This window comes from Mesorhizobium sp. M2A.F.Ca.ET.043.05.1.1, from assembly GCF_003952445.1.
In the GTDB taxonomy this organism is placed as follows: Bacteria; Pseudomonadota; Alphaproteobacteria; order Rhizobiales; family Rhizobiaceae; genus Mesorhizobium.
In genome coordinates, this window is record NZ_CP034446.1 from 5192420 (window position 1) to 5214733 (window position 22314).

Genomic DNA, 22314 nt, shown 5'->3' on the forward strand with positions numbered 1-22314 from the left:
GCCTGTGCCTTGCCTTCGTAACAACAGTCCGGGTGGCCCACGACTAGCCGAGCCTCGTTTGCTAGATGCAGGCCGACAAACCCAAAGCGAGGCTTCCATGCGCAAGCTCATTTCCACCGGTTCCCCCTTCGAGAAAACCGCCGGCTATTCGCGCGCGGTGGTGCAGGGCGACTGGTGCTTCGTCTCCGGCACGACCGGCTACGACTACGCCACCATGACCATGCCCGACACGGTCGAGGCGCAGACGCGCAACTGCCTTGCCACCATCGCAAAAGCCTTGATGGATGGCGGCTTCGACATGGCCGATGTGGTGCGGGCGCATTACTACATCACCGACCAGGCCTATGTTGACGTGGTCTTCCCGATCCTCGGCGAGGCGTTCGGCGACATCCGTCCGGCGGCGACGATGATCGTGTGCCAGCTCAACAAGCCGGAAATGAAGATCGAGATCGAGGTGACGGCGCTCAGGCGCACGGCATAGAGGGCTGCCGGACACGCAAAGCAAAGGAGCGGCTCATGGTGAAGGTCAGGCGCATCGTCGCCAATATCGAAACCCCCGACATTGCCGCGGCCAAGCGCTTTTACCAGGACGTGCTCGGACTTGATGTCCTGATGGACCAGGGCTGGATCCTGACTTGCGGTTCGGCCGAGACCATGGCGGTGCAGGTGAGCTTCATGGCTGAGGGCGGGTCGGGCACGCCGGTGCCGGACCTGTCGATCGAGGTCGATGATGTCGACGCAGCGCTTGCGGGCATGAAGAAGGCGGGCTTCGCCGTCGAATACGGCCCGGCCGATGAGCCCTGGGGCGTGCGGCGCTTCTATGTGCGCGCTCCGTTCGGCCGGCTGGTGAATATTCTTTCGCATCGGTAGGCGCTGTTCCAGCTAGGGTTCCTCGCCCCCATGAAATGGGGGAGAGGTGGCTCGGCGAAGCCGAGACGGAGAGGGGGAGCGCCCTACGAAGCCCCCCTCTCCGTCCGCTTCGCGGACACCTCTCCCCCGCTTTGCGGGGGCGAGGAACCAGAGCCACGCCTGGCCGGCGCCCTAATGTCCCGTCATCCCCTTGCGCCGCAACCGCTTGGCGTTTAGCAAGGCGCCGGCCGCACAGCGCCGCGCGCCTCTTCGGCGCGCAAAGGACGCTGTGCAAATAGAAACTCATTTCTCTCCCGGGACGGTTCTCCATGGCTTCGAAAAATCTCTTCCTGCTCGCCGGCGACGGCATCGGCCCCGAGGCGATGGCCGAGGTGAAGAAGCTGATCAAGGCCATGAACGACAAGCTCGGCAGCGGCTTCGCCACCGACGAGGGCCTGGTCGGCGGCTGCGCCTACGACGCGCATGGCGCGGCGATCTCCGACGCCGACATGGCCAAGGCGATGGCGGCGGACGCGGTGCTGTTCGGCGCTGTCGGCGGCCCGAAATGGGATGCGGTGCCTTACGAGGTGCGCCCCGAGGCCGGCCTGCTGCGCCTGCGCAAGGACATGGAGCTGTTCGCCAATCTCAGGCCCGCGATCTGCTATCCGGCGCTGGCGGCATCCTCCTCGCTCAAGCAGGAGGTGGTAGAGGGCCTCGACATCCTCATCGTGCGCGAGCTCACCGGCGGCGTCTATTTCGGCGAGCCGAAGCAGATCATCGATCTCGGCAACGGCCAGAAGCGCGGCATCGACACCCAGGTCTACGACACGTTCGAGATCGAGCGCATCTCCGGCGTCGCCTTCGAATTGGCCCGCACGCGCAAGAACCACGTCACCTCGATGGAAAAGCGCAACGTGATGAAGTCGGGCGTGCTGTGGAACGAGGTGGTCAGCCAGACGCACAAGGCTAAATACAGCGACGTCAAGCTCGACCACATGCTGGCCGACGCCGGCGGCATGCAGCTGGTGCGCTGGCCGAAACAGTTCGACGTCATCGTCACCGACAATCTTTTCGGCGACATGCTGTCCGACATCGCGGCCATGCTCACCGGCTCGATCGGCATGCTGCCTTCGGCCTCGCTCGGCGCGCCGGATGCCAAGACCAAGAAGCGCAAGGCGCTCTACGAGCCGGTGCACGGCTCGGCGCCCGACATCGCCGGCAAGGGCATCGCCAACCCGATCGCCATGATCGCGTCCTTCGCCATGTGCCTGCGCTATTCCTTCGGCATGGTGGCGGAAGCCGACAAGCTCGAAGCGGCGATCGCCGCCGTGCTCGACGACGGCCTGCGCACGAAAGACATCATGTCTGAAGGCATGAAGGAAGTCGGCACCACCGAGATGGGCGATGCCATCATCGCCAAGTTCCTTGGCTGATCCCGGCACCGTCGATATTCGCTGGGCGAAGGTCGATGATGCCGAAGCGCTCGCCACCCTGCTCTGCGCGATGGCGGCGCACTACCGGCAGGCGCCGCTGGATCACAGCCGGGCGGCGGCCACGACGCGGCAATGGCTCACCGACGAGAGCCCGGCCTATCCGCATTTCGCCTTGGCCTTCGCGGGCGGCGAGGTCGCCGGCCTCGCCTCGGTGGCCATCGCGCATCCAGGCATCGATCTCGAAAGGCTGATGTTCCTGAAGGATCTGTTCGTGCGCGACAGCGCCCGCGACAAGGGCGTCGGCCGCGCGCTCATCGGCTTTCTCGCCGGCTATTGTGTCGGCAAAGGCATAGGCCGCATCGATCTGACCACGGAAGACTGGAACGAGGGCGCGCTGCGTTTCTACGACCGGCTTGGCGCCGAGCGCCACGGCCAGAAGGTTTTCCTGCGGCTGTCGGGAAACGCGCTGAACAGGATCGCTAGAACCTGACGCCGGCCTGTATCGACCCCCATCGGTTCTCCCCGAACTGTGAAGGTAGAAGCCCGAAGATCAGAAAGGCCACGGCTCCGAAAGCCGGGATGTAGCAAAGCAAGGCAAACCAGCCGGTCAGCCCGATGTCGTGCAGACGCCGCACGACGACTGCGATCGACGGCAGGATTGCTGCCAGCACGAAAAGCAGGGCAGGAATGTACCCGATCGACGTCCTTGGGCCGTCATCGAAGCCGCTTATCGCCAGGTTGAGCAGGATGCCGAAACCGAATAGCGTGACGAGCACGACGTAGAACCACAGATAGAACGCCCAAAAAACCTTACGGCGCGCTCGGCCGGTGAAATTGCGGTAGTCGTCGCCGAGCGCACGCAGAAAATAGGCCCACAGTCCCATGGGGCCGGTGGAATGGCGTTGCGCGTTGCGGCCGCGCTGTTCCGGATTGCCGTTTGCCGGGAGCGAAGGTCGGCTCGCGGCCACGATGTCGTGTGCAGTCCCGTCGTCTGGCGTGAACTGGACCAGCAGACCTTTGGCGAGGGGCATGCCCTCTGTCAGGTCCTTGCGGCCGAAGATGTAGCGCTTGCCGTCGACACCGTTAATGTAGCCGTAGTCGTGATTCTCGTCGTAGTGAAACACAGTGCCGCGCATTGGCCCCCTGCATCGCCGTCAACATGCTATCAATGGTTGCAGAAAAACGCAATGCACGCGAGGCGCCAGAGCGAGACACCGGCCAGGATAAGTCCCCGCTTGTTCTCACTGCCGATGTCGCCGACAGCCGCCCAAGAATTGCCCGCGCGAGTGATGGATTGGCTTATAGTCACACTGGCCGCTTCTTCTGCTTCTTGCGCTTTGCCGGTTGGTCGAACTTTGGTTTGTCGAACTTCGCCTTTGCCGGCTTCTTCGCCCAGGGTTTCGCGTCGCCACCGGGCCGCTCGTCCTGCGCTCGCTTCTCGAACCGGGATGCACCCTGGTCGAAAGCCCGCTTGCCGCGATGCGGCTTCTTGTCCGGCTTCGGCGGCTGATAGCCGGCGCGCGACAGGTCGGGCGTGCCGTCGATGCGCCTCACCGCGATGCTGCCCTGCAGCTTGCGGTCGGGGCCGATCGCGGCGACGAAGCGGTCGGCCCAGTCGGCCGCGATCTGCACGAAGGTCTCCTCCGGCTGCATCTTGATGGCGCCGATCTCGCGCTTGGACATGCCGGCGGTGCGGCACAGCATCGGGATCAGCCAGCGCGGCTCGGCATTCTGCCGGCGGCCGACCGAGAGCGAGAACCAGACGCTGTCGCCGAAGTCGTCGCGGCGCGCGGGGGCTTCTTCCCGGCGCGCAAACTTCTCCTTCGACGGGGCGAACGGGCCGACGTCGATCAGGTCCTCGGGCGCCGAGCGGCTGCCGCGGCACAACCGCACGAAGGCGGCGGCCACCAGCTCGGCGCCATGCTTTTCGAGAAGCGCGGCGGCAAAGTCGCGCTCCTCGTCCTTCACCGGCTCGCCAAAGGACGGGTCGGCCAGGATGCGCTCGTCGTCACGCCGCAGCACCTCGTCGGCCGAGGGCGGGCTTGCCCAGGTCGCGGTCAGGCCGGCATTGGCAAGCAGCCGCTCGGTGCGCCGGCGGGCATTGCCCGGCACGATCAGTGCGCTCACCCCCTTGCGCCCGGCGCGTCCGGTACGGCCGCTGCGATGCAGCAGCGTCTCCGGATTGCTCGGCAGGTCGGCATGGATGACGAGATCGAGATTGGGCAGGTCGATGCCGCGCGCAGCGACATCCGTTGCGATGCAGACCTTGGCGCGACCGTCGCGCATCGCCTGCAGGGCATGGCTGCGCTCGTTCTGGCTGAGCTCGCCGGACAGCGCCACGACGGCGAAATTGCGGTTGTTGAAGCGCGCGGTGAGATGGTTCACCGCGGCGCGGGTGTTGCAGAACACCATTGCATTGGCCGCGTCGTAATAGCGCAGCACATTGATGATGGCGTTCTCGCGGTCGGCGGGCGCGACGGAAAGCGCCCGGTATTCGATGTCGAGATGCTGCTTTTCCTCGCCGCCGGCCGAGATGCGCACGGCGTCGCGTTGGTAGCTTTTGGCCAGCGTGGCGATGGAGCGTGGCACGGTGGCGGAAAACATCAGTGTGCGGCGCTCGGCGGGCGCCGAGTCGAGGATGAATTCGAGATCCTCGCGAAAGCCGAGGTCGAGCATCTCGTCGGCCTCGTCCAGCACCACCACCTTCAGCGCCGACATGTCGAGCGCGCCGCGCGTGATGTGGTCGCGCAGCCGGCCGGGCGTGCCGACGACGATGTGAGCGCCGCGCTCCAGCGCGCGCCGCTCGGTGCGCATGTCCATGCCGCCGACGCAGGAGGCGATCTGCGCGCCGGTCAGTTCGTAGAGCCATTCGAGCTCGCGCCGCACCTGCAGCGCCAGCTCGCGCGTCGGCGCCACCACCAGGCCCAGCGGCGCGCCGGCATTGGCGAAACGTTGAGCGTCGCCAAGCAGGGTCGGCGCCACGGCAAGGCCGAAGGCGACAGTCTTGCCGGACCCGGTCTGCGCCGACACCAGCGCGTCGGCTTCGCCGAGCTCAGGCTCCAGCACCGCCTTCTGCACCGGCGTCAGCGCCGAATAACCGCGCTTTTCCAGCGCCTCTGCCAGCGCAGGAACGATCATCTCGAAACTGGACATTTTCTTCTTTCGGAATTCGAAGCTTCTATAAGCCCATCGATGGGCTGATGCCGGCAGGCGCTGAGGCGCCGCAAGGCCGGACGGTTGGTGGGTTCCTACTTCTTGGCGACGGCATTGTACAGAGCAGGCGGCACCGCCTCTCCTTCTCCCCTTGCGGGAGAAGGTGTCGCCGAAGGCGACGGATGAGCGACTATCTGAGGTGTCAAGTTGCATTTGCGAACTGTTTGCGCGCGTCGCGTGCTTTTGCATTGAGGATGACGAGCAGCTTCCTGGCGAGCGCAATGCGAATGACCATCTTTTCCTTTCCAGCCGCCTGCAACCGTTGCTTGAAGGCGGCGAGATGGGGATCATATTTGGCAACGATGCTGGCAACGAGGAAGAGGACGCCTCGCGGCCCGGCGCGGCCACCGCGCACCGCTCTTCGGCCGCTGCGCTTACCGCTGTCATTGGCGATCGGAGCCAGGCCAGCCAGCTTAGCGATGGCCCTGTTGGAGACGATGCCGATCTCAGGCAGTTGCGCCATCAGCCGTGGCACGGTGCGAGAGGCCACGCCCTTGAGCGAGCGAAAGGCCCGGTCGAGGCATGCCCACAACGGATCATCGTCGATGAGCGAAGCGATCTCACCCTCGAGCCTGCGGCTCTGGCGTGTGAGCAGCGCGATCACCTCATCAAGGCTGGCGACGGTCTCGGCGTCGAGGGCAGCACTCTTGCGCTGCTTTTGAACGGTGAGATCGCCAGTCACCTGGGAAAGCCGGGCAACCAACGCCTTGAGCCGCAGTTGGGCCGCATTTGGTGGCGGCATCGCCTTGAGCTGCTTGACCGCGCCATAGCGGGCGATCATGGCGGCATCGATCTTGTCGGTCTTTTCCAGGAAGCCCATCGCCTCGGCGAAGTAGCGCACACTGCGGGCATTGGCCAAGCCACAGCATACGCCCAACTCCCACAGCAGCAGGAAGGCCAGTCGTTCATAGCCGCCGCTAGCCTCCATCACGACAAGCTCGACGTCGTGGCTCTGACACCAGGCGGCCAGATCGGCGATGCCTGCCGCATCATTGCCGAAGCGGCCCACCGCCCCGCTCGGCTCGACATGGGCATCGAGCCATCCTTTCGAAACATCCACTCCACATATGATCTTGTTCACGGTAACCTGCCTTGTGCGTGCGATTGGAGCCAAGCGACTATTCGGTCGTGCGTGACGAAGGCGAAGATCCCAGGCTCATCCACGGTTGTGACCGGAGGGGTGTCGGGCGACTTCGCCAAGCCTCGTATCGGATGGCCGTCCGGTTCGAGGCTCAGTCGCTTTCCTTGCACAAATCTCTGTCCGTGCAGATACAAGGGGTGCTCCAGGGAAAGCCAGCGTCTCACTCCGCTGGAACACCCCTCATCCGTCTCGGCGCTACGCGCCGATCCACCTTCTCCCACAAGGGCAGAAGGAGAGGCGCTGCCAATTGACTCTTCCACCAAACCGCGTAAAAGCCCGCGTCGAACGGGATCATCCTCAATGCGCGGCCTTTTGATGGCTCTTCTTGCATTCGATGCCCCCAGCCACAATGTAACGCATTGGGCCGGGCGCTTCGGCGCGTCCGTCCGTTCCAGCAAAACTACGGCCAAGAAAACCACCACCAAAACGGTGTGATTCCCTTGGCCTAACCACCCTCTCCCGGGTCCGGCCCGGGGGACGAAACCCGCATCAGGCCAGCGGGTTTTCTCCAACAACCAAGCGGAGAGGGACAGGAGATATCAGATGAGTTTCAAGGTTGCGGTAGTCGGCGCCACGGGCAATGTGGGCCGCGAAATGCTTAACATTCTGGACGAGCGCGGCTTCCCGGTGAGCGAAGTGGTGGCGCTGGCGTCGCGGCGCAGCCAGGGCACCGAAGTGTCCTTCGGCGACCGCACGCTGAAGGTCAAGGCGCTCGACACCTACGACTTTTCCGACACCGACCTCTGCGTCATGTCGGCCGGCGGCAACGTCTCCAAGGAATGGTCGCCCAAGATCGGCAAGCAGGGCTGCGTCGTCATCGATAATTCATCGGCCTTTCGCTACGACCCGGACGTGCCGCTGATCGTGCCGGAGGTGAACTCGGACGCGGTCTCGCTGTTCTCCCGCAAGAACATCATCGCCAATCCGAACTGCTCGACGGCGCAGCTGGTCGTCGCGCTGAAGCCGCTGCATGACGTCGCCACCATCAAGCGCGTCGTCGTCGCCACCTACCAGTCGGTCTCCGGCGCCGGCAAGGAGGGCATGGACGAGCTGTTCACGCAGACCCGCGCCGTGTTCGTCGCCGACCAGGTCGACGTCAAGAAATTCACCAAGCGCATCGCCTTCAACGTCATTCCGCATATCGACGTCTTCCTCGACGACGGCTCCACCAAGGAAGAGTGGAAGATGGTGGCCGAGACCAAGAAGATGCTCGACCCCAAGATCAAGCTGACGGCGACCTGCGTGCGCGTGCCGGTGTTCATCGGCCATTCGGAAGCGGTCAACATCGAGTTCGAGAAGCCGATCACTGCCGACGAGGCGCGCGAGATCCTGCGCGAGGCGCCGGGATGCCAGGTGCTCGATAAGCGCGAGAACGGCGGCTACATCACGCCGCTGGAATCGGCCGGCGAGGACGCCACCTTCATCTCGCGCATCCGCGAGGATTCGACCATCGACAACGGCCTGTCGATGTGGGTCGTCTCCGACAATCTGCGCAAGGGCGCGGCGCTCAACGCCGTGCAGATCGCCGAACTGCTGGTCGAGCGCGGCCTGATCCAGCCGAAGAAGAAGGCCGCCTGACGGCTGTTTAATTAGCGCTCACGGGTTGTTCCGCCGCTGCCGCGGCGGGCCCTCCGCGAGGGCGCCGGACGACCGGCGGCCCGCAGTCGCGGGCTCGGCCTTCGGCCGTTCGTTTTCGCTCACGGAAGACGCGGCTGTGCCGAGGCTAGCGGAAGCGGATGACTTCGATGAAGGCCTTGCGTCTGACGATGAACTCCCGCAACAGCGGCAGGAAGAAGGCTTTGCTGAAGCGTCCGATCGGCGGCTCGGGTTCGAGATAGAAGGACTTGCCGACGAGATCGGAGTTGAACTCGTCGAGGATGATCCACAGCCGCCGGTCGGCGTCGAGTCCCGCGCGGCGCCTCTCGATGGCGGGGATCTCCACCGCGAACCGAGCTTTCTCCGGCTCCTTGGTGGTGATCGGGAAGAACAGGACAAGATCGCCATCCGCTCGTACAACCCGCACGCCGACGGCGACGGGCCGATCCTTGCGACCCTCCGTCTCGCCGGCGCGGGCTTCGCGCGCCCAGAGGTAAGGGTAACGGATGACCGTTGCCGTGCGGATGTCGTCGTAGCTCATGTCCGCCCCGTTTCATCCTCCTGCGCATAGGCTTCAACGGCGCTCTCGAAATCGGCGAAGAGGCTGTCAGACATGGTCTCGATCGTACCGGCAGAGCGGCTATCCGACCGGCGCACCAGCCGCGCGTAGTCCTCGATGTTAAGAAGCACGAGACGCGGTTTGTTGCGCTGGGTGATCGTCACCGGACGGCGCAGAGCTTCGGCTATAATGTCGCCGGACTTCCGGGAAAGCTCGCTCGTCGAATAGGAACCACCTAGGCGGGGCATAGCGACCTCTATCATTGCTGATTGCTGCAATATACAGCATTGGCAGCATTTCTGCAAAGCGATGAAAAAAATGCGCCAATGGCTGGGCTTCAGGATGTCCAGAAAGAGCCAGCCCGTCGCCGGCGTGAGATCTTTCCGCACCTGGGCTCCTTTCCCTGCGGAGTGGGAGGGTGGATGAGGTGGCGCCGGCTCATCGATCCTCTCGTGGCTCAGCCGCCGCTCTCCGCCGCCAGCGCCCGCAATATCACCATGGCCTCCTCCGCCCGCGCCGCCGGCACGAACAGATGGTCGTGATAGAAGGCCGAGACCGGATTGACGCCCATGCCGGCGGCCGCGAGCCGCGTCGTGATGGCGGCGAGGAACCCCACGGCTTCCAGCGACGAGTGGACGTCGAGCGTAATCATCCGGCAGCGGAACGTTCCGGCGAGGCCGGCTGCCTTTGCCTGGCTTTCGGCCAGGATCAGCGTCGTGTCCTCGCGCTCGATGAAGCGCATCACCGGCTCCACGCCTCCCGGCAACACTGCGCCGGGCGGCAAGGTGGCGAATACATAGACATCCGGGTAAAGCCGCGGCGTCATCGACGCCAGCAGCTTCTGCAGGTCCGTCTCGCCGCTCATCTTTCCTTCCTTCGTCCGGCGCTCCGCGACGTTCTCGACGGTCCTGCTCGAAACGTCAACGGTCCGGCGCCTGGACGACATAGCGATGTCGCTGGCGGCTGAGCCGCGGGTTCGTTATCGCCGTAGAGACATAGCGGCTTGCAAAGGTTCAGCCGATGATCGTCCGCCCGCGCCCGACATTCCTGCAATTGTTCTTCATCATGCGCGGCTCGGTGGTGCCGCGCATCCTGCCGCAGATTTTCGGCTTCGCCATCTACTCGGCGGTCATCCTGCTCGTGGCACGGCACTTCCAGCTCGATCTCAGCGCCTTCAGCATCGCGCCTTTCGGGCTCGTCGGCGTGACGCTGTCGATCTATCTGTCGTTTCGCAACAACGCCGCCTATGACCGCTGGTGGGAGGCGCGCAAGCTCTGGGGCGGGCTGGTCTTCGAGATCCGCAACCTGGCGCGCGCCACCACCAGTCTGATCGGCGACCGCGCCGAGCAGCGCGCGCTGCTGATGGAGGCGCTTGCCTTCTGCCATCTGCTGCGCGGGCAATTGCGCCGGATCGACAGCATAAAGGACGCGCGCGCCTTCATCGGCGACGAGGTCGATAAGGCCGCCGCCCGCGCCAACCCTGCCGAAGACATGGTCCGCCGCATGGGCCGGCGCGCCAATGCGCGGCGCGAGGCCGGCGCGCTCGACCCGATCGGCTTCCGCATCCTCGATGAAAGGCTGGCCGCGATCGCCGCCATCCAGGCCGGCTGCGAGCGCATCGCCGGCACGCCCCTGCCCTTTGCCTACACGCTTCTGCTGCACCGCACGGCCTATGTCGTCTGCCTGCTTCTGCCGTTCGGCCTGGTCTCGACCACGGGCTGGGCGACGCCGCTGTTCACAGCGCTGATCGCCTACACCTTCTTCGGCCTCGACGCGCTGTCGGAAGAGCTCGAGGACCCGTTCGGCATCGAGGCGAACGACCTGGCGCTGGACGGCCTCTGCCGCGTTTGTGAGATTTCCGTGTTCGAGGCGCTGGACGAGACGCCGCCGAAGATGATCGCGGCCGACAAATTTTACTTCTCGTAGCAATAGGCGCTTCGCCTTCTGCGCGCGTCGCTCCGGGATGTAAGCCACGGCCAATCGCGAAGGTGGCGGGCGCGGGGTGGGTGAGCGCTTCTGGCACCGACTTCGGAGATTAGCCGAGACCCTCACGACGTCGTCATACTCGGGCTTGACCCAGGGCTTGACCCGAGTATCCATGCCGTGACTGCCGCCGTAGGGCGCAACGGTGCAGAATTCTTTAACCGCAGCAACGCTTTAGCGTCACGGCATGGATTCCACGGTCTGCGCGCGTCGCTCCGCTCCTTGCTCCGCCCTGGAATGGCGAGGTTGGGCGTGTAGGATCGCGGCATGTTCCTTCGTCCTTGGATCGAACCCGGCAAGCAGCCAGTATTCGCACCCAGGAGGGAAGATCCATGAGCATTTCCGAAGCCGCGCCTGCTTCAAAAGGCGCTTTGTGGGCCGGGCGCGCGCTCAGCGCCGTGGTCGTCCTGTTCATGATCTTCGACGGCGTCATCAAGCTGCCGCCGCTCGATATCGTCACCCAGACGATGACCGAGATCGGCTGGCCGGCCGATCCGAACATCGCACGGCTGATCGGGGTCATCGGGCTGATCTCGACCGCGCTCTATGCCTTGCCGCCCACTTCGGTGCTCGGCGCGATCCTACTCACCGCCTATATGGGCGGCGCGATCTCGACGCATTTGCGGATCGGCAACCCGCTCTTCTCGCACACGCTGTTCGGCGTCTATCTCGGCGTCATCCTGTGGGGCGGGCTCTATCTGCGCGACGCAAGAGTGCGGGCGCTGATCCCGTTCAGCCGATAACAGGGGCAAAGCGATGCTCATTCTCATAACCTCATCTGCAAGGATTTCGAGGCCGGGCTCGATAATCCGAGACGCCTTTCCGAGCGGTGAAAGCCACAAGATTTCAGTAGGTTGGCGCTTGGTCCCGTAGATGCGGCCGGCACGTAGCCGGCCAATCTTCACCATCGCCGGGATCAATTTAGCTGTTCGTGAGTTTAGGGCATGGCGGCGAGGACGGCGCTTGAGAGAGGAACAGCAATGAAGAAAGCAATTACCATTCTGGTTCTGACGATGGCCTTGGGCGCCTGCTCGCAGACGGAAAAGGGCGCGGCGATCGGCGGCCTGGGCGGCGCGGCGGTCGGTGCCGCGGTGGCCGGCGATCCGGTGCAGGGCGCGGTGGTCGGCGGCGCGGTCGGTGCCGTCGCCGGCGCATTGATCGGCCACGCCAGCGAGGCCGGCCAGTGCCGCTACCGCGATCGTTACGGACGCGTCTATGTGGCGCGCTGCCCGTCCGGCTACTGAGACATCAGGCGGACCAAAAGAAAACGGCGGGCACATGCCCGCCGTTTTCTTGGAGCGTTTGCCGTTTCAACGGCGCCGTTATTACTCGGCGGTGGCGGCTTCAGCCTCGGCCGGCGCGGCGGTCGCCGCGGCGGCGGCAGCGGCCGCATCTTCCTGGGCCTTCTTCAGCAGGGCGGAGCGTTCCTGCGCCTTCTTGCCTGGCAGGGCCTTGTTCGGGTTCGAGCGGGCTTCGCGCTTGGCAAGGCCGGCCTCGTCGAGGAAACGCAGCACGCGGTCGGTCGGCTGGGCGCCGTGCGACAGCCAGTGCTTGACGCGGTCGGCGTCGACCTTGACGCGCTCGCCGTCCTTCGGCAGCAGCGGGTTCCAGGAACCCAGCGACTCGATGAAACGGCCGTCGCGCGGCGAGCGGGCGTCGGCAACGACGACGTGGTAGTAAGGACGCTTCTTCGACCCAGCGCGGGCCAGTCTGATCTTCAGTGCCATTCTTTTCTCCTAAAAGCTCTGATTTCGTTCATTACCTTCCGGCTGAGTCCTTGTTTGTGCATGTCGTTATCCCAAAACCGCGAAAGCACTTTTGGGCGACATGCACAGGTCAGCCGGCTTTTGCAGCGCCGTTGGAAGCGGCGATCTGTTCGTGGTGGCGGATCACTTCACGGACGACGAAGTTCAGGAACTTCTCCGCGAAATCCGGGTCGAGATTCGCATCCTTCGCCAGCTGGCGAAGGCGGGCGATCTGCTGCTGCTCGCGCGCCGGATCGGCCGGCGGCAGGCCATGCTCGGCCTTCAGCACGCCGACCGCCTTGGTGCAGCGGAAGCGTTCGGCCAGCATATGGATGAGGGCGGCGTCGATGTTGTCGATCGAGGCGCGGTAGCCGGCCAGGATGGCGCGTGCGTCGGCCATGTCTTTCTCCTCGTTCATCGCCCCCTCACTTCTTCTTGCCCAAACCAGGCAGGCCGCCGCCGCCCACGCCGGGGAGACCCGGAAGCTTCATGCCGCCGGGCAGGCCCGGCAGTCCGCCGCCGCCGGGAAGTCCACCGGGCAAGCCGCCCGGCAGGCCTTTGCCCAGGCCGGCGGCCTGCGCCTGCTTCTGCAAAGCCTCCAGCTGCTTCGGGTCCATCTTCGACAGGTCGGGCATGCCGCCCCCGGCATCATGCCGCCAAGGCCCATTTTCGAGGCAAGGCCGCCCATCATGCCGCGCATGAGGCCGCCGCCTTTGCCCTTGCCGCCCATCGCCTTCATCATGTCGGCCATGCCGCGATGCATCTTCAAAAGCTTGTTGATCTCGGCCGCGTCGGTGCCGGAGCCGGCGGCGATGCGCTTCTTGCGCGAGTGCTTCAGGATATCGGGGTTGGCGCGCTCGGCCTTGGTCATCGAGGAGATGATGGCGAGCTGGCGGCCGAACATCTTGTCGTCGAGGCCGGCTGCGGCAAGCTGGTCCTTCATCTTGCCCATGCCGGGCATCATACCCATGATGCCGCCCATGCCGCCCATCTTCGACATCTGCTGAAGCTGCTGGGCGAGGTCGTTCAGGTCGAACTTGCCCGACTGCATCTTCTTGGCCATCGCCGCCGCCTGCTCGGCGTCGATGGTCTCGGCGGCCTTCTCGACTAGGCTGACGATGTCGCCCATGCCGAGGATGCGGTCGGCGATGCGCTTGGGGTGGAATTCCTCCAGCCCGTCCATCTTTTCGCCGGTGCCGATCAGCTTGATCGGCTTGCCGGTGACGGCGCGCATCGAGAGCGCGGCGCCGCCGCGGCCGTCGCCGTCCATGCGGGTCAGCACCAGGCCGGTGATGCCGACGCGCTCGTCGAAGCTTCTCGCGAGGTTCACCGCGTCCTGGCCGGTCAGCGAATCGGCGACCAGCAGGATCTCGTGTGGGTTCGACACCTTCTTGATGTCGGCCATCTCGACCATCAGCGGCTCGTCGATATGGGTGCGGCCGGCGGTGTCGAGGATGACCACGTCATGGCCGCCGAGCCTTGCCGCCTGCACGGCGCGCTTGGCGATGTCGACCGGGCTCTGGCCGGCGATGATCGGCAGCGTCGCGACCTTGGTCTGCTCACCGAGCTGGCGCAGCTGCTCCTGTGCTGCGGGCCGCCGCGTGTCGAGCGAGGCCATCAGGACCTTCTTGTTCTGGCGCTCGGTCAGCCGCTTGGCGATCTTGGCCGAAGTGGTCGTCTTGCCGGAGCCCTGCAGGCCCACCATCATGACGACGACGGGCGCGGGCGCGTTGAGGTCGATGGCGACGCCTTCGGCGCCGAGCATCTCGACCAGCTCATCATGGACGATCTTGACGACCATCTGTCCGGGCTTGATCGATTTCAGCACCGCGGCGCCGACCGCCTTCTCGCGCACCTTGTCGGTAAAGGAGCGAACCACTTCCAGCGCGACGTCGGCCTCGAGCAGCGCACGGCGCACCTCGCGCAGCGCCGCCGAGACATCCGCCTCGGACAATGCGCCGCGGCCGGTCAGGCCGTTCAGGATGGAGCCAAGGCGCTCCTGGAGGGATTCAAACATCTGCCGTCCTTCGATCTCGGTGGGGTTCGACCGAGAGGTAGTGCGTTCGCGGCGGGTCGCCAAGCAAAAGCGCAAAGCCAAAAAGCACCCGGGGGCGCATCGCGCTGCCGGGTGTTGGCCTCCAGGATCTCTTTACAGCTCTTGCCTCAGAGAGGCTTCGGCGTCCTGGTCGGCTTTCGCGAAAGGTTACTCGTCGCGGAATTCGAGGCGTCTAGAACAGGAAATCGGCCGTGGAGTCAAGTGTTGAGCCTAAACCTAGTGGCACTGCACAGGGATTTTGAAAGGTTGCCGTTTGTCTTGGTGCAAGATCTTCCGTTCATTTCGGTGAAATCATCGCAAACGCCGGGCATTGGCTGAAGCCGCCCCAACTTCGTCATTCTATGGCGGAGCAAGGAGCGAAGCGACGCGGCGCAGACCATAGAATCCATGCCGTGACTTGGAAGCGCCGCCACGGTGCAGAATCCTGCTCCGTTGCACGCCTTGGCAAAGGTAACGGCATGGATTCCAGGGTCTTCGCGACGGAGCTTCGCTCCTGCTCCGCCCTGGAATGACGATCGCGATGGGTGTTTCGGCCAATCTCCAAGGCGTGCCACGTGCCAACGCAAACAGAGCCGACCGGTCAAAATCCCTGTGCAGTGCCACTGGGCCAAACGCCGCGATTTGAGGCGTCTACAGCAGGCTTTCCCTGTTCGCCCCGACTCGCAGCGGCGAGCGCTGGTGCAAAAGCAAAAGCATCGTCAAAAGCGTGCTGACAATGCCGATCGCGGCGATCAGCACGGCGTCCCAGTTCGTCCAGCCGGCGCCTTCGAGCGGCTTGGCATTGAGCAGGGCGAAGCCATTATAGCCTTCCTGGTGCGAGATCATCAGGAAGCCGGTGAGGTTGTTGCCGAGATGGGCGCCGAAACCGGCGCCGAGATTGCCGGTGACATAGACCAGGAGGGTGAGCAGCAGGGCGAAGGCGCCGATCGAAACCAGGACGCAGGCATTGATGGCAAAAGTCGAGGCCGAGTTCCAGTGCAGCGAGGTGAACAGCAGGCCCGGCAGCAGCGCCCAGATCCACGGGCTCCGGAAGCGATAGGCGAGGCCGCGCAGCAGGTAGCCGCGAAACAGCATTTCCTCCGACGAGGTCTGCAGGAGGGCCAGCAGCACGATCGGGATCAGGAAGAGCAGCCAGGACGAAAAGGCGATCGGTCCGCGTACGATTTCCGGCTGCAGCCAATAGAGCAGCACTTCGGAGAAGAGCGAGGTGATCAGCACCGCGACCAGCCCCTTGAGGAAATCGCCGCCGGCGATGCGGCGGCTGGCGCCGAACAGCGCGGACAGCGGCTCGCCGTGAACGAAGCGCATCGCCACCCACAGGCCGATCCAGATGCCGGCAAAAGAGGTCAGGGCGCTCAGGATGCCGACGGGCGAGGCCAGGAAATCCTGCATGTACTGCCCGGTCGAGGGTCCAGGCAGGCGCCAGACGATGTAGATATAGGTGCCGGCAAACAGCACCAGAGCCGTCATCGCCATCCAGAAGGCGATGACGATCGCCGACCCGAAGAACAGGCGCAGCAAAGTGGTCTTTTCGTTCGGCGAGCGGCGATAGCCCGCGAAGGCGGCATTCTCGATCGTCACGCGGCTCCCCTGCCGAAGGCTTTGGGCGTGCAATCTAGAAGATCGCCGGTTACCGCGCGATTACTCGACGGGACCGGGAGCTGTATTGGGTCGCTTCGCGTGTGAAGAACCCTGAAAGATGCTATCGAACAACGTGACCCGCTGTCACGATTGGAGACGAGCTGGATCGTCTATCGCGTCGTCATCCACGGGCGGAGCAAGGAGCGAAGCGACGCGCGCAGACCCGAGGATCCATTCCGTGACTTCGAAGCGATGCAACGAGCCAGAATTCCGAACCGCTGCACTCTTCGGTCGATGTAACGGAATGGATTCCAGGCTCTTCGCGACGGAGCTTCGCTCCTGCTCCGCCCTGGAATGACGAAGTCGTGGCATGTGCCCGCAACCAGAAAGGAAATGAAGATGGCTGCCAACATCTTCCCGCCAATTCACCCCGGCGAAATCCTTCGTGAGGAATATCTGGTCCCGCTTGGACTGAAACCATACACGTTGGCCAAGAAGCTGCATGTTCCCCGCACGCGCATTGAGCGACTGGTGAGCGAAGCCACGCCGGTAACGCCGGACACGGCACTTCGCCTAGCCAAGTTCTTTGGCACGACGCCGCGGTTTTGGATGAACATGCAGGCGAGCTACGACCTTGCGGTGGAAGGCGAGGCAAAGAAAGCCGAGATCGACTCTATCGAACAGATGCAGGCCGCCTGAGCCGCCGGCACACAAACGAGCGGCCGCCATCGCTGGCGGCCGCTCTTCTCATCGCGATCAAGCCGGATCAGCGCATCACATAGACGATACGCCTCGTGCCCGGATCGACCAACGCCGGCTGGTTGTTCACATAGACATAGCGATACCGGTAATCGGGGATCTCGCGCAGCTCGACCGTGTCGGGCAGCGTCGCGCCGGTCACCACTTCGCCGTCGAGATAGACCGGATCGACTCGGTGCTCGGTGACATAGGTCCCGACCTCGGCCGGCGGTCTGCCGATCGATTCGATGGCGTCGTCGTTAGAGACGATGGCGCCGGTGTAGGTGTCCGTGGTGTAGACGTCATCGGTCGGCGGCGCCACGACGGCAATGCCGGCATCGGCCGGCCGGCGCGTCACGACAACGCGGCTGCCGCCGAAGTCACCCGTCACATAGTCGGAATAGACCCAACCCTTGCCGCCGGCTTCGGCGATGGTGCACCATTTGCTGCCTTCGATGCAGCCGTTGAGCGTGGCCGACTGGCCGGCCGCCAGAACGCCGACGACCGGATATTGCGGACCGGGCCCGGCCCGCACATTCAGGTCGGCCACCGCCTGTACAGGGGTGTCGGCGAAAGCGGCGCCCGACATGGCGAGCAGCGCACCGGCAAGCGCCGGAAACAATAGGCGTTTCATCGTTTTTCACTCCGTTTTCAACGCTCCCTGGATCAGGATGACGTTTCAAAGAGACGTCATCCTGATCCAGCTCCTTTGTTGGAGCATGATCTTTTCCGAAAACCGGTTCCCACTTTTCGGGATCATGCCCTCGGGCTCGAAAACGAAACAGGGGCCTATGCGTTCCGGCTAAAGTGCCGCTGCCGGCTCACGAATTGTTCCAGGCTTTTTCCGCGCGCCGGTCAGAAGGTCGTTCACGAAGGCCAGTTTTCGCGCCGTCACCTCGGAAATCACGAAGGGGTAGAGATCCGGCAGTCCCATGCAGCGGTTGATCGAATTGGAGGCCTCCGAAAGCACCAGCCAGCGGGCGAGGATTCTCTCGAACGGCTCCTGCACCGGATCTGAATCGCCAGGCGCCGGCTGCAAATGTCCGCCGGTATCGGCGCGCGGCAGGTCGCCGTCGCCGACGGTCTCCAGCCGGCCGAGCGGAAGATTCAGCGCATGCACCATCTCGAGCGTGTCGGTGATGTGCAGATGATGCGCGAAGGTTTCGGCCCAATCCTCCCAGGGATGGGACGTGGCGTAGGCGGAGATGTGGCGCTGCTGCCAGTCCTGCGGCGCGCCGTTGGCGTAGTAGGCCTGCAAGGCCTGCTCGTAGTCGGTCCGCTCGTCGCCGAAGAGCGCGCGGAAAGCCGAAAGATATGCGGGATCGTCACGGACCAGCCGGTCCCAATAATAGTGGCCGAGCTCATGGCGGAAATGGCCGAGCAGGGTGCGGTAATTCTCGCCCATCTCGACACGCCGGCGCTCGCGCTCGGCGGAATCGGCCTCGGCGACGTTGAGCGTGATCAACCCGTTGTCATGGCCGGTCAGGATGCGTTCGCCGCCTGGACCGGCGCCGATCGGGTCGGCGAGAAAGTCGAAGGCCAGACCGGTCTCGTCCCCCGCATCGGCCTTGGGCATGACCGGCAGGCCGAGGGCGAGCAGGGAGTAGACGGCACGCTTCTTCGCCGCTTCGACCCGTATCCAGCGCCTGCGGTTGCCGTCGATGGAGAGGTCGGGAATGACCTTATTGAGAGCGCAGGCGCGGCAGAAGGTCCGCCCGTTCTCGGCGCGCCAGTTGCACGCGCATTCATCGGCGTTGCCACATGGAAGGACGCCGCCCTCGCCGCTGGGCACGAATTTCGCCTGCTCCGGGTCGTAGAGCACCAGGCTGGAACAGTTCAGACACTGGGCGTTCTCGAAATAAAGGCGGTGCCCGCAGTTTGGACAGTCGAAGAGCTTCATGCGTCATCAGCCTGCAGGGTCGGAACGTGGAGGTGGACTCGGGTTCTAACGCCGGCAGACTTCCTGCGTTCCACCGCTATTTCGCCCGCTCTTTGCCGCGACAAGCTCCCGAACCGGCGCCAATCATCATGACGTCAACCTCTTTCATGAGGCAAGCCCGCCACACCTGACGGCCGATCGCAGCGGATTGCCCTTCTTTCGCCAGTGTCGGGTGTCACGTCCCCCGCGTGGGCGGTGACAACCCGGCGTTTCGCTGGCAAATTCACAACCGGGACGTGATTCAGGCAATTCAGGAGAACGAGATGGCATTTTTTGCCAAGGGAAGGATTTTTGCGGCGGCCGTGGTGGCGACGCTGGCGCTGGCGGCTGGCGCCGAGGCGGCTCCGAGCTGTGGCAAGAACGGCGCCGGCTTTGACGCCTGGAAACAGGATTTTGCCGGCGAGGCCAGAGCCGAGGGTGTCGGCCAGAGGGGCCTGTCCGCGCTGGCAGGTGCTACCTACGCCACCAGGACGATCGCCGCCGACCGGGCGATCCACAAGGCGTTCAGCGGCTCGGTGGAAAGCTTCATGCAGCGGCGCGGCGCGTCCGCGATCATCTCCCGAGGCCGTGCGCTGAAGAAAGCAAACGCGGCGATGTTCGCCAATATCGAGCGTACCTATGGCGTGCCGCCGGGCGTGCTGCTTGCCATCTGGGGCATGGAAACCGGTTTCGGCGCTTCGATGGGCAACCAGAACACGGTTTCGGCGATCGTCACGCTCGCCTATGACTGCCGCCGCCCGGATTATTTCAGGCCGCATGCCATCGCCGCTCTGAAGCTGGTCGATCGCGGCGCGCTCAGCGCCTCCTCCGTCGGCGCCATGCATGGCGAGATCGGCCACACTCAGTTCCTGCCCGGAAACGTGCTGAAATACGGCGTGGGCAGCGGCAATTTGCGCGACCGCAACACGGCGCTGGCGTCCACCGCCAACTTCCTCAAGGGCCATGGCTGGCGCGCCGGCGCGAGCTACGAGGCCAATATGGGCGCGATCGCCGGCTGGAACTCGGCAAGCGTCTATCAGCAGGCCATCGCCCGCATCGCCGAGGCGATCGACGCGGACTGACGGAATATCTCCATTCCGACGAAAAGCCCGGCCTGCGCCGGGCTTTTCGTTCATGGTGCAGGTCAAAAGAAAATCAACTGGACAGCCAGGTTCCATCTCTCGCCCTAATAATGCGCGTGGCCGCTCAACGGGTACTGCCGGGAGATGGGAACTTGGAACACGCCGTCAAACCGTTGCTGGAGTTACGCGGCGTTTGAGTAGCCGCCCTTGGCCTGTCCTCGATCACCGGCGGGGCCTTGGCAGTTTAAACTAGCCGCCGCCCGAGGGGCATTTCCGGGAAGCAGGAATCTCGAAGGTGCCGCTGTAGACATTTGAGCAGGTGCGGAATTTGGGGTTGCGCCGCGCTGGCGTGACCGCCTTTGACTTACCCTCGATCACTGTCGGGACTCCGGCAGCTTGCGAGTAGCTGCCGCCTAAGGGGCATTTCTCGGAAGCGGAAACCTCGAAGGAGCCGGTGATAACATTTGAGCAGGTACGGAATCTAGGGTTCCGTGGCGGCGGCGTGGCAGCAGCAGCCGCCTTTGACTTGCCCTTGATGACCAACCAGATTTCGGTCGGCTGGTCGAGCTGAATGGCGTTTACATCCGAGAAGCTGATGCGCCCGGTGCGCACGCCTTCGATAATACGCTGGCAAAAGATTGCCGGCACGCGGTCGAGCGATACGCCCATGAAAGAGGCGAGCTCGTGCTTGAACGTGATGTCCCAAACACGAGCCGAGGCTACGCATTTGGCCATTCTCGATTCTGGCGGCTTCGTGGACGCCATTGCCACGCGGCATCCGATTGCGACCGATATTGCGGTCAGCAGTAACAAAATTCGATTCTTCAAATCCAAACCCCCTGCCCCGCGAACAAAGTAGCCTATAGCGCCGGCAGGTCAACAGCATGCGTTTTGGATTTAGATCTCTTACATTAGCATACTGAAATAAAACCCGGCGTTTCCGCCGGGTCGTTTGATTTCAGCCATATGAGAAAAATATATCAGTGCTTGCGGTTTCTCGCGGCCAGCGTTCGCAGCCGAAGTCCGTTGAGCCGGATAAAACCCTCGGCGTCCTTCTGGTCGTAGGCGCCGCGATCGTCCTCGAAGGTGACGAGCGCATCCGAGTAAAGCGTCTTCTTCGACTTGCGGCCGGTGACGATGACATTGCCCTTGTAGAGCTTCAGCCGCACCGTGCCTTCGACATCCTCCTGGCTCTTGTCGATCATCGCCTGCAGCATGACGCGCTCGGGCGAGAACCAGAAGCCGTTATAGATGAGCTCGGCGTAGCGCGGCATGAACTCGTCCTTGAGGTGCGCCGCGCCCCGGTCGAGCGCGATCGATTCGATCGCCCGGTGGGCAGCGATCAGGATGGTGCCGCCGGGGGTCTCGTAGACGCCGCGCGACTTCATGCCGACGAAACGGTTCTCGACGAGGTCGAGGCGGCCGATGCCGTTGTCGCGGCCGAGGTCGTTCAGCGCCGCCAGCATGGTGGCCGGCGACAGCTTCTTGCCGTTGAGCGCGACCGGATCGCCCTTGAGGAATTCGATCTCGATTTCGGTGACGGCATCGGGCGCGTCCATCGGCGAGACGGTGCGCTGGTGGACGAATTCCGGCGGCTCGCTCCACGGGTCTTCCAGCACCTTGCCCTCGGAGGAGGAGTGCAGAAGGTTGGCGTCGACCGAGAAGGGCGCGTCGCCGCGCTTGTCCTTCGGCACCGGGATCTGATGCTGTTCGGCGAAGTTGAGCAGGTCGGTGCGCGACTTGAACGACCAGTCGCGCCACGGCGCGATGACCTTGATGTCCGGGTTCAGCGCATAAGCCGACAATTCGAAGCGGACCTGGTCGTTGCCCTTGCCGGTGGCGCCATGCGCGATGGCGTCGGCGCCCGTTTCCCTGGCGATCTCGACAAGGTGCTTGGAGATCAGCGGCCGGGCGATCGAGGTGCCGAGGAGATAAGTACCTTCATAGACGGCGTTGGCGCGGAACATCGGGAAGACGAAGTCGGCGACGAACTCCTCGCGCACGTCGACGATGCGGATGTCCTTGATGCCCATCATCTCGGCCTTGCGGCGCGCCGGCTCCAGCTCGCCGCCCTGGCCGAGATCGGCGGTGAAGGTGACGACCTCGGCGCCGAGCTCGGTCTGCAGCCATTTCAGGATGATGGAGGTGTCGAGGCCGCCGGAATAGGCGAGCACGACTTTCTTGACGTTTTTGAATTTGGACATTCTGGCGGTTCCGCGGGAAAAAAGGTTCGGGGGCGAGTATCACGCCGTTTCCGGGCGGCGCAAGAGCCGCGCCCAATCTCCCCCCTTGAGGGGGAGATGGCCGCGAAGCGGCCAGAGGGGGTCGTCTCACATAGAGCGCCGGCGTTCATTCTTGTCGCACAGGCGTTGGCGCTTCACGCGCAGCGACCCCTCTGTCGCCTTCGGCGACATCTCCCC

At 64.1% G+C, this 22314-nt stretch carries 23 protein-coding genes and 1 pseudogene; 10 read left to right on the plus strand and 14 right to left on the minus strand.

Features of this window, described 5'->3' with window-relative positions:
- The first annotated feature begins 97 nt into the window (after nucleotides 1-97).
- The 4 genes from EJ069_RS25110 (at nucleotide 98) to EJ069_RS25125 (ending at nucleotide 2772) form a co-directional block, all read left to right on the plus strand.
- Nucleotides 98-481 (plus strand): RidA family protein, encoded by a 384-nt coding sequence (locus EJ069_RS25110; protein ID WP_126063603.1) that lies wholly within the window; start codon nucleotides 98-100, stop codon nucleotides 479-481.
- A gap of 38 nt (nucleotides 482-519) precedes the next feature.
- Entirely contained in the window at nucleotides 520-870 is a 351-nt protein-coding gene (locus EJ069_RS25115; RefSeq protein WP_126064870.1) for a VOC family protein, read from the plus strand.
- A 308-nt stretch (nucleotides 871-1178) separates the two neighbouring features.
- Complete coding sequence (gene leuB, locus EJ069_RS25120) at nucleotides 1179-2282, plus strand: 3-isopropylmalate dehydrogenase (RefSeq protein ID WP_126063604.1); 1104 nt, start codon at nucleotides 1179-1181, stop codon at nucleotides 2280-2282.
- A complete protein-coding gene (locus EJ069_RS25125; RefSeq protein WP_245456264.1) occupies nucleotides 2275-2772 on the plus strand; it encodes a GNAT family N-acetyltransferase in 498 nt (165 codons plus the stop codon). Before leuB ends, EJ069_RS25125 begins: the two co-directional genes overlap by 8 nt.
- On the opposite strand, the gene EJ069_RS25130 is transcribed toward EJ069_RS25125, so the two are convergent.
- The 3 genes from EJ069_RS25130 to EJ069_RS25140 all read right to left on the minus strand — a co-directional run bounded on the left by EJ069_RS25130 (nucleotide 2762) and on the right by EJ069_RS25140 (nucleotide 6576).
- Entirely contained in the window at nucleotides 2762-3418 is a 657-nt protein-coding gene (locus EJ069_RS25130; RefSeq protein WP_126063606.1) for a DUF805 domain-containing protein, read from the minus strand. The two genes, EJ069_RS25125 and EJ069_RS25130, sit on opposite strands and share 11 nt — an antisense overlap.
- A 169-nt stretch (nucleotides 3419-3587) precedes the next feature.
- Nucleotides 3588-5435: a DEAD/DEAH box helicase gene (locus tag EJ069_RS25135; protein WP_126063607.1), complete on the minus strand. Its 1848-nt coding sequence runs from the start codon at nucleotides 5433-5435 to the stop codon at nucleotides 3588-3590.
- A gap of 202 nt (nucleotides 5436-5637) precedes the next feature.
- Entirely contained in the window at nucleotides 5638-6576 is a 939-nt protein-coding gene (locus EJ069_RS25140) for an IS110 family transposase (RefSeq protein WP_126059835.1), read from the minus strand.
- Between the two features lie 603 nt (nucleotides 6577-7179).
- Here EJ069_RS25140 and EJ069_RS25145 point away from each other — a divergent pair.
- On the plus strand, nucleotides 7180-8214 hold the full coding sequence (locus EJ069_RS25145; RefSeq protein WP_126063608.1) for an aspartate-semialdehyde dehydrogenase: 1035 nt from the start codon (nucleotides 7180-7182) through the stop codon (nucleotides 8212-8214).
- A gap of 145 nt (nucleotides 8215-8359) precedes the next feature.
- On the opposite strand, the gene EJ069_RS25150 is transcribed toward EJ069_RS25145, so the two are convergent.
- The 3 genes from EJ069_RS25150 to EJ069_RS25160 form a co-directional block, all read right to left on the minus strand.
- Nucleotides 8360-8773 carry a hypothetical protein gene (locus EJ069_RS25150; protein ID WP_126063609.1) on the minus strand — a complete coding sequence of 138 codons (414 nt, stop codon included), beginning with the start codon at nucleotides 8771-8773 and terminating at the stop codon, nucleotides 8360-8362.
- Complete coding sequence (locus tag EJ069_RS25155) at nucleotides 8770-9039, minus strand: type II toxin-antitoxin system prevent-host-death family antitoxin (protein ID WP_126064871.1); 270 nt, start codon at nucleotides 9037-9039, stop codon at nucleotides 8770-8772. Before EJ069_RS25155 ends, EJ069_RS25150 begins: the two co-directional genes overlap by 4 nt.
- Before the next feature lie 209 nt (nucleotides 9040-9248).
- A complete protein-coding gene (locus EJ069_RS25160; protein ID WP_126063610.1) occupies nucleotides 9249-9656 on the minus strand; it encodes an ACT domain-containing protein in 408 nt (135 codons plus the stop codon).
- A gap of 155 nt (nucleotides 9657-9811) precedes the next feature.
- Here EJ069_RS25160 and EJ069_RS25165 point away from each other — a divergent pair, with 155 nt between their 5' ends.
- The 3 genes from EJ069_RS25165 (at nucleotide 9812) to EJ069_RS25175 (ending at nucleotide 12018) form a co-directional block, all read left to right on the plus strand.
- Nucleotides 9812-10717 (plus strand): bestrophin family ion channel, encoded by a 906-nt coding sequence (locus tag EJ069_RS25165; protein ID WP_126063611.1) that lies wholly within the window; start codon nucleotides 9812-9814, stop codon nucleotides 10715-10717.
- Nucleotides 10718-11106: 389 nt separating this feature from the next.
- A complete protein-coding gene (locus tag EJ069_RS25170) occupies nucleotides 11107-11517 on the plus strand; it encodes a DoxX family protein (RefSeq protein ID WP_126063612.1) in 411 nt (136 codons plus the stop codon).
- Nucleotides 11518-11754: 237 nt separating this feature from the next.
- On the plus strand, nucleotides 11755-12018 hold the full coding sequence (locus tag EJ069_RS25175; RefSeq protein ID WP_040987857.1) for a YMGG-like glycine zipper-containing protein: 264 nt from the start codon (nucleotides 11755-11757) through the stop codon (nucleotides 12016-12018).
- A gap of 81 nt (nucleotides 12019-12099) precedes the next feature.
- On the opposite strand, the gene rpsP is transcribed toward EJ069_RS25175, so the two are convergent.
- The 4 genes and pseudogenes from rpsP to EJ069_RS25195 all read right to left on the minus strand — a co-directional run bounded on the left by rpsP (nucleotide 12100) and on the right by EJ069_RS25195 (nucleotide 16156).
- Nucleotides 12100-12501: a 30S ribosomal protein S16 gene (gene rpsP, locus EJ069_RS25180; protein WP_126063613.1), complete on the minus strand. Its 402-nt coding sequence runs from the start codon at nucleotides 12499-12501 to the stop codon at nucleotides 12100-12102.
- A gap of 109 nt (nucleotides 12502-12610) precedes the next feature.
- The gene (locus EJ069_RS25185; protein WP_073989908.1) at nucleotides 12611-12937 is read right to left on the minus strand and encodes a chorismate mutase; all 327 of its coding nucleotides are present in this window, start codon (nucleotides 12935-12937) and stop codon (nucleotides 12611-12613) included.
- Between the two features lie 7 nt (nucleotides 12938-12944).
- A pseudogene (gene ffh / locus EJ069_RS25190) lies at nucleotides 12945-14536 on the minus strand (signal recognition particle protein).
- Nucleotides 14537-15205: 669 nt separating this feature from the next.
- On the minus strand, nucleotides 15206-16156 hold the full coding sequence (locus EJ069_RS25195) for a type II CAAX endopeptidase family protein (protein WP_126063614.1): 951 nt from the start codon (nucleotides 16154-16156) through the stop codon (nucleotides 15206-15208).
- A gap of 399 nt (nucleotides 16157-16555) precedes the next feature.
- Between EJ069_RS25195 and EJ069_RS25200 the strand changes: the two genes are divergently transcribed.
- Complete coding sequence (locus tag EJ069_RS25200; RefSeq protein WP_042645449.1) at nucleotides 16556-16855, plus strand: HigA family addiction module antitoxin; 300 nt, start codon at nucleotides 16556-16558, stop codon at nucleotides 16853-16855.
- 67 nt (nucleotides 16856-16922) lie between these two features.
- On the opposite strand, the gene EJ069_RS25205 is transcribed toward EJ069_RS25200, so the two are convergent.
- Both EJ069_RS25205 and EJ069_RS25210 read right to left on the minus strand, forming a co-directional pair.
- Nucleotides 16923-17528, minus strand: a complete 606-nt coding sequence (locus tag EJ069_RS25205) for a DUF1236 domain-containing protein (protein WP_126063615.1) — start codon at nucleotides 17526-17528, stop codon at nucleotides 16923-16925.
- A gap of 168 nt (nucleotides 17529-17696) precedes the next feature.
- On the minus strand, nucleotides 17697-18794 hold the full coding sequence (locus tag EJ069_RS25210; protein ID WP_126063616.1) for a putative zinc-binding metallopeptidase: 1098 nt from the start codon (nucleotides 18792-18794) through the stop codon (nucleotides 17697-17699).
- A gap of 302 nt (nucleotides 18795-19096) precedes the next feature.
- Between EJ069_RS25210 and EJ069_RS25215 the strand changes: the two genes are divergently transcribed.
- Nucleotides 19097-19894, plus strand: coding sequence for a lytic transglycosylase domain-containing protein (locus tag EJ069_RS25215; protein ID WP_042645451.1), 798 nt, complete (start codon nucleotides 19097-19099; stop codon nucleotides 19892-19894).
- A 249-nt stretch (nucleotides 19895-20143) separates the two neighbouring features.
- On the opposite strand, the gene EJ069_RS25220 is transcribed toward EJ069_RS25215, so the two are convergent.
- Together EJ069_RS25220 and EJ069_RS25225 are read right to left on the minus strand one after the other, a co-directional pair.
- Complete coding sequence (locus tag EJ069_RS25220; protein WP_189475978.1) at nucleotides 20144-20728, minus strand: hypothetical protein; 585 nt, start codon at nucleotides 20726-20728, stop codon at nucleotides 20144-20146.
- 146 nt (nucleotides 20729-20874) lie between these two features.
- The gene (locus EJ069_RS25225; RefSeq protein WP_126063617.1) at nucleotides 20875-22098 is read right to left on the minus strand and encodes an argininosuccinate synthase; all 1224 of its coding nucleotides are present in this window, start codon (nucleotides 22096-22098) and stop codon (nucleotides 20875-20877) included.
- Between the last annotated feature and the right edge of the window lie 216 nt (nucleotides 22099-22314).